This window comes from Castellaniella sp. (assembly GCF_034007085.1).
Lineage (GTDB): Bacteria > Pseudomonadota > Gammaproteobacteria > Burkholderiales > Burkholderiaceae_B > Castellaniella.
The window spans coordinates 1-6027 of sequence record NZ_JAVERO010000128.1 but is presented as its reverse complement, the minus strand read 5'-3'; the positions used below and the strand labels follow the sequence as shown (position 1 = coordinate 6027).

The following is a 6027-nucleotide window of genomic DNA, read 5'->3' as shown; positions in this document are numbered from 1 at the left end:
AGCAGCGAAAACAGCAAAATGCCCTGGAAGATCCCGGTGATGGCATTGGGCATGCCCAGGCGGGTCTGGGACAGTTCGCCACCGATGTAGAACAGCGCCATGACGAAACTGGCGAAGACCACGCCAATGGGATGCAGCCGCCCAACAAAGGCGACGATGATGGCAGCAAAGCCGTAGCCCGGCGAAACCGAAGGTGTGAGCTGACCGATCGGCCCCATGATCTCGCAGGCACCGGCCACCCCCGCCAGCGCGCCAGAACCCAGCATGCAGCCCCACAATGCGCGGCGCGAAGAAAACCCGGCGTAGCGTGCAGCCAGCGGCGCCAGGCCACCCACCGTCAGACGGTAGCCAGCAAACAGGCGAGACAGCAGCAGCCAGGCCGCCAGCGCCGCCGCCAGAGCCAGCACAAAACCCAGATGCAGGCGCGTGCCCGACCACACCGGCAGCAGGAATCCATCATCGAACAGGCGCGACTGGGGAAAACCAAAACCATCCGGGTCGCGCATCACCCCGTGCACCAGATAGCTGAGCAATAGCTGCGCCACGTACACCAGCATCAAGGACACCAGGATTTCGTTGGCATGGTAGCGGTCACGCAGCCAGGCCACCACGGCCGCCCAGGCTGCGCCGCCCAGCGCCCCCGCCAGCAGCGCAAGGGCCAGCATCAGCGGCCCGCCACTGCCCCCCATCCCGTCATCGAAATACAGGATGACCGCACCCGACACGATCGCGCCCAGGACCAGCTGGCCTTCGGCGCCGATGTTGAAAATATTGGCGCGAAAGCACAGCGCCAGGCCGACCGCGCACAGCAGCAGCGGTGCCATCTTGACGCCGATCTCGGCCCAGCCGTGCAGGCTGGCGAGCGGCTCGATGAAAAAGACGGCCAGCCCGCCCAGGGGCGGTTTGCCCAAAGCCATGAACATGAATGCGCCGCACAACGCCGTCAACGCGACCGCCATCAAGGGCGACAGCCACACCATCCGGCGCGAGGGCTCGGCACGGGCGATGAGCTCAAGCATGGGCGATCTCCGAGGCCATCAGGCCGACGGGCGATTCGGCAGCCTCCGTCCCAGGCCACAGGCCACTCATCCATTGACCGATCTGTTCGCGCGAGGCCTCGGCGCGCGAGATGGCGGGCGACAGACGTCCCTTGGCCAGCACGGTCAGGCGGTCGGACAGTTCGAACAGTTCGTCCAGTTCCTCGGAAATCAGCAAGATGGCACAACCCGCGTCCCGCAGCGCCAGGAGTTCACCCCGGATCTGTGTGGCCGCGCCCACATCCACCCCCCAGGTGGGCTGGGCGATGATCAACAACCGGGGTTGGCGCACGACTTCCCGGCCGACGATGTATTTCTGCAGATTGCCGCCCGACAGGCTGCCGGCCAATGCCTGGGGACCGGGGGCCTTGACGCCAAAGCGTTCGATGATGCCCTCGGTGATGCGGCGCACGGCACGGGTTCGGATCCACCCGAGCCGCACCGTATCCGCTCCCTGGTGGGACAGCAGCAGATTGCGCGCCAGGGACAGTTCGGGCACGGCGCCACGCCCCAGGCGTTCCTCGGGCACGAAAGCCATGCCTTGCGCACGCCGCCAGGCCGACGAACGATGGCCAACGGGCTGGCCATCAAACAGGATGCCGTCCCGGGCGGCACGCAGGTCCTCGCCCGTGAGCACCCCCATCAATTCCTGCTGGCCGTTGCCGGACACGCCCGCCACACCCAGGATTTCGCCCTGGCGCAGTTCCAGGTCGATCGCCGTCAGCGGAGTCGCGAATGGATGCGCACGCGGCAGGTCCAGGCCGCGCACCTGCAACAGCACCGGCCCCGCCTGACGCTCACGGTGCTGATGTACCGGCAGAGCGGCGCCGATCATCAGGCGCGACAGGCTGGCCTCGGTTTCCTGGCGTGGGTCACAGACCCCAGTCACCCGGCCCGCGCGCATTACGGTGCAACGCTGACACAGGGCGCGGATTTCATCGAGCTTGTGACTGATGTACAGAATGCTGCAACCTTCGGCCGCCAACTGCCGCAGGACGTCGAACAGACGCGACACCGCCTGGGGTGTGAGCACCGAGGTCGGCTCGTCCAGGATCAGCAGCCGCGGCTTGCCCAGCAATGCCCGCACGATTTCCACGCGCTGGCGTTCACCCACCGACAGTGTATGGACATGACGGCGCGGTTCGACGTCCAGACCATACTGCGTCGCTGTCGAGGTGATCCGCGCTTCGAGTGCCTGCATGTCCGTGCCCGGCGGCAGGCCCAAGGCAATATTTTCCACCACCGTCAGCGTATCGAACAGGGAAAAATGCTGGAACACCATGCCCAGGCCCAGGGCCCGCGCAGCTGCCGGATTGGCGATCCGCACCTCTTGGCCATCCCAGTGCACCGTACCTGCGTCCGGTCGGACGACACCGTAGATGATCTTCATCAGGGTGGATTTGCCGGCGCCGTTCTCTCCCAGAATGGCGTGGATTTCACCGGGCTCGACCGTCAGATCGACCGCATCGTTGGCCCGGACTGCTGGATAGGATTTGCTGATGTTTCGTAAGGCCAATCGTGCAGGCATGCAGGCATCCTAGTTCGAATCATTCTTGAAATACCCGGGATGCGAAAAATTCTACTCAGGATGTACCGGGTCACCTAAAGGGGATAAACCCCTAGCCCGCCTTCAGGCCTCGAAAGCCATGCGGCCGGCAAACCACAGGAACAACAACCCGACCAGTCCGCTGCCGGCCCGCGCCAGGCCCTGGCGCCGCCGGAACGCCGCCGCCAGGCGTGCGCCACCGAAGATCAGCACCGACAGGTACAGCAGGCTGCACACCTGCAAAATGGCGGCCAGGATGAAAAAAGACAGGGCGGGATGCGCATAGGCGGGATCGACGAACTGCACGAAGAACGACAGCAGAAACAGGATGGCCTTGGGATTGAGCAGGCTGAGCAACAGGGCCTTGCGAAAAGGGCTGCCCGCCCCCCCTGCGACTGTGCGGACCTGCGCCGGCGCCGGTCGCCAGGCCGACATCAGCAGCCGGATCCCGAGATACGTCAGGTACACCGCCCCGGCGGCCTTCAAGGCCACGAACAGCATGGGCAGCAGGCGCAGCACCGAGGCCGCGCCCGCCGCCGTCAGGGTCATCAGAATGGAATCGCCGACGAACACGCCCAACGCGGCCTGGTAGCCGGCACGCACGCCGCGCCCAGCGCCGCTCGCCAGCACGAACAGGGAATTGGGCCCAGGCAGCAGGATGATGAACACCACGCCGGCCAGGTAGGTCCAGACATCCAACACACCATATTGCGCCAGCATGACAGGTCTCGCTATCGGAGGAAAGGCGGTATTTTATCGCCACGCCTCAGCGCCGGCGATGGTCCGCGGACAGCGACGACGCGTTCAAGCGCAGACGGTCTGCCCGCTGCGCATCGATCCCGTGCGGGCGTAACGTTCGTGCCAGGACAGGGCCTCGCCAATGAGGTGCGGGGTATGGCCACCCTGCGCACAAGCGCGCTGGAAGTAATCCATGAGTGCTTCCCGGTAGTCCGGGTGCGCACAGCATTCGATGACGCGGGGCGCGCGCTCGCGCGGCGCCAGGTTGCGCAAGTCGGCCAGGCCCCATTCGGTCACCAGGATGTCCACGTCGTGCTCGGTGTGGTCTACGTGGGCCACCATCGGCACCACGCTGGAAATGTCGCCGCCCTTGGCCACGGACTTGCTCACGAAGATCGACAGGTGGGCCTGGCGGGCGAAATCGCCCGAGCCGCCGATGCCGTTCATCATCCGCGTGCCGCCCACGTGCGTGGAATTCACGTTGCCGTAAAGATCGAACTCCAGCGCCGTATTGATGGCGATGATGCCCAGGCGGCGCACGATCTCGCAATGGTTGCTGATTTCCTGGGGACGCAGCACGATCCGCCCGGCGTATTCGTCCAGGCGCTCCATGAAGCGCCGATACACCGGTTCCGACAGCGTGATCGACGACGCCGAAGCGAAAGACACGCGGCCCGCATCGATCAGGGCGATGGCGCTGTCCTGGAGGACTTCGGAGTACATGCGCAAATCGCGAAACGGCGCGTCCACCAGCCCGTGCACGACCGCGTTGGCGATGGTGCCGATGCCGACCTGCAGCGGCAGCAGCGTGTCCGACAGGCGGCCTGCGGCCACCTCGCCCTGCAGGAAGTCGATGATGTGGCGGGCAATCGCCCGGGTGTCCTCGTCGGGTGGCTGGACGGTGGACGGACTGTCGGGATGATCGGTGACCACAATGGCGGCAATGCGCGACGGATCAACGGGAATCGCCGGCACGCCGATGCGCTGGTCCGGTTCGGTCAGGGGAATGGGCTTGCGCCCGGGACGGTCCTCGGGCACATAGATATCGTGCATGCCCATCAGGCTCATGGGCATGCTGGTGTTCAATTCGACGATCACTCGGTCGGCCTGGGCGACGAAGCTGGCGGAATTGCCGACGGACATGGACGGCACGATGCCGCCGTCGGGCAGGATGGCGACGGCCTCGACCACGGCGATGTCGATCTTCGGCAGGTGCCCCGCGCGCAGCTGCTCCACGGTTTCAGACAGATGCTGATCGAGGAACATGACCTGCCCCTCGTTGATCTTGCGGCGCAGCCTGGCATCGGCCTGGAACGGCAGGCGGCGCGCCAGCAGCCCGGCCTCGGCCATGAGGCCGTCGCTGTCGTTGCCCAGCGACGCCCCCGTGACCAGGTTCAGCCGCAAGGATTCATGCCGTGCCCGCTGTGCCAGCGCGGCGGGAATGGCCTTGCAGTCTCCGGCGCGGGTAAAGCCGCTCATGCCGACCGTCATGTCGTCCCTGAACAGGGCGGCGGCCTCGGACGCCGTCATGATCCTGGATCTCAACTCGGCACATTGCAGGCGCTCCATCATCCTGGTCTCCTCGTCTATTGGTGTGATGACGAGCCGAGATTATCATTGCTAATATTCATGAAATACATGGATAAAATTCCATATCTCCATGATAAAGGACCTGCCTTCCATGGACATGCGCGCGCTCAGCTATTTCATCGAAACCGCCAAGCGGCGGAACTTCACCCATGCCGCCACCGCCCTGGGCGTCACGCAATCGACGGTCAGCAAGATGGTCCGCCAGCTCGAAGACGAAATCGGCGCGCCGCTGCTGGACCGGGAGCGGCGTCCGGCGAGGCTCACCGACATGGGGCGCGTGGTCCTGGCGCGCGGGCAGGATGTGCTCGCAACGCATCGCGCCCTGCTGCGCGATATCGCCCGCACCCAGGCCCTGGAACTGGGCCGGCTGGATCTCGGCCTGCCGCCGATGATCAACCGCCTGTTCACTGCGCCACTGAAGGAATACCGGCAACGCTACCCGAAAATCGAAGTCGCGCTGCACGAAGATACGGGACGGGCCATCGAGCATCTGGTCGCCGAGGGCCGGCTGGACCTGGGATTCAGCCTGATGCCGGTGGCGCCGGAACTGGGCCTGCGCCCGCGGGTCGTCGCCCGCCACCGGATCCTGACAGTCGGCCAACCCGGACTGATGCGATCACTGCCGCCAGCGCCCCGGGTCCGGGACCTGCGCGGACAACCGCTGGTCCTGCTGAACGACGATTTCGCGCTGTCGCGCCTGCTGGACCGGCAATTCCAGGCTGCCGGCTTTGAACCGCTGATCGCCGCCCGCAGCGGCCAATGGGACTGGACCCTGTCCATGGCGCAAGCGGGCATGGGCATTGCGCTGCTGCCCGAGCCCTTCATCCGGAATCCGGGAGACCTGGGGCTGGACGCCCGCCCCCTGGGCCCCGACACGCTGAGCTGGGACATCGCCCTGCTGGCGGCAGACTGGCCCATGCTCAGCCATGCGGCCCAGGCCTGGGTGGACCTGTGCCGCAAGCATATCGACGGCCCCTGGCCCTGGATGGCAGAGGGCGGCGGGCCAGACTGAGCCGCAGAGATCAGGCGACGGTCTTTTTCCCATCCGCAACCGAACTGCGGATCAGGTAATCGAAGGCCGCCAGGGCAGCCTTGGCACCCTCGCCTGCAGCGATG

The 6027-nt window shown here is 65.8% G+C and carries 5 protein-coding genes; 1 reads left to right on the top strand and 4 read right to left on the bottom strand.

The genetic code is table 11. From position 1 onward, the window contains the following. The 4 genes from RBR29_RS10055 to RBR29_RS10040 all read right to left on the bottom strand — a co-directional run. Window positions 1-1019, bottom strand: a 1019-nt coding sequence (locus RBR29_RS10055; RefSeq protein ID WP_320348980.1) for an ABC transporter permease, incomplete at its 3' end; no start/stop codon positions are given. Further along, on the bottom strand, window positions 1012-2565 hold the full coding sequence (locus tag RBR29_RS10050; protein ID WP_320348978.1) for an ABC transporter ATP-binding protein: 1554 nt from the start codon (window positions 2563-2565) through the stop codon (window positions 1012-1014). The genes RBR29_RS10050 and RBR29_RS10055, both read right to left, overlap by 8 nt. A gap of 102 nt (window positions 2566-2667) precedes the next feature. Beyond that, window positions 2668-3303: a leucine efflux protein LeuE gene (gene leuE / locus RBR29_RS10045; protein ID WP_320348976.1), complete on the bottom strand. Its 636-nt coding sequence runs from the start codon at window positions 3301-3303 to the stop codon at window positions 2668-2670. Between the two features lie 84 nt (window positions 3304-3387). Next, window positions 3388-4893, bottom strand: coding sequence for an acetyl-CoA hydrolase/transferase family protein (locus RBR29_RS10040; protein ID WP_320348975.1), 1506 nt, complete (start codon window positions 4891-4893; stop codon window positions 3388-3390). A 109-nt stretch (window positions 4894-5002) separates the two neighbouring features. Between RBR29_RS10040 and RBR29_RS10035 the strand changes: the two genes are divergently transcribed. After that, window positions 5003-5923, top strand: coding sequence for a LysR substrate-binding domain-containing protein (locus RBR29_RS10035; RefSeq protein WP_320348973.1), 921 nt, complete (start codon window positions 5003-5005; stop codon window positions 5921-5923). Window positions 5924-6027 lie beyond the last annotated feature (104 nt).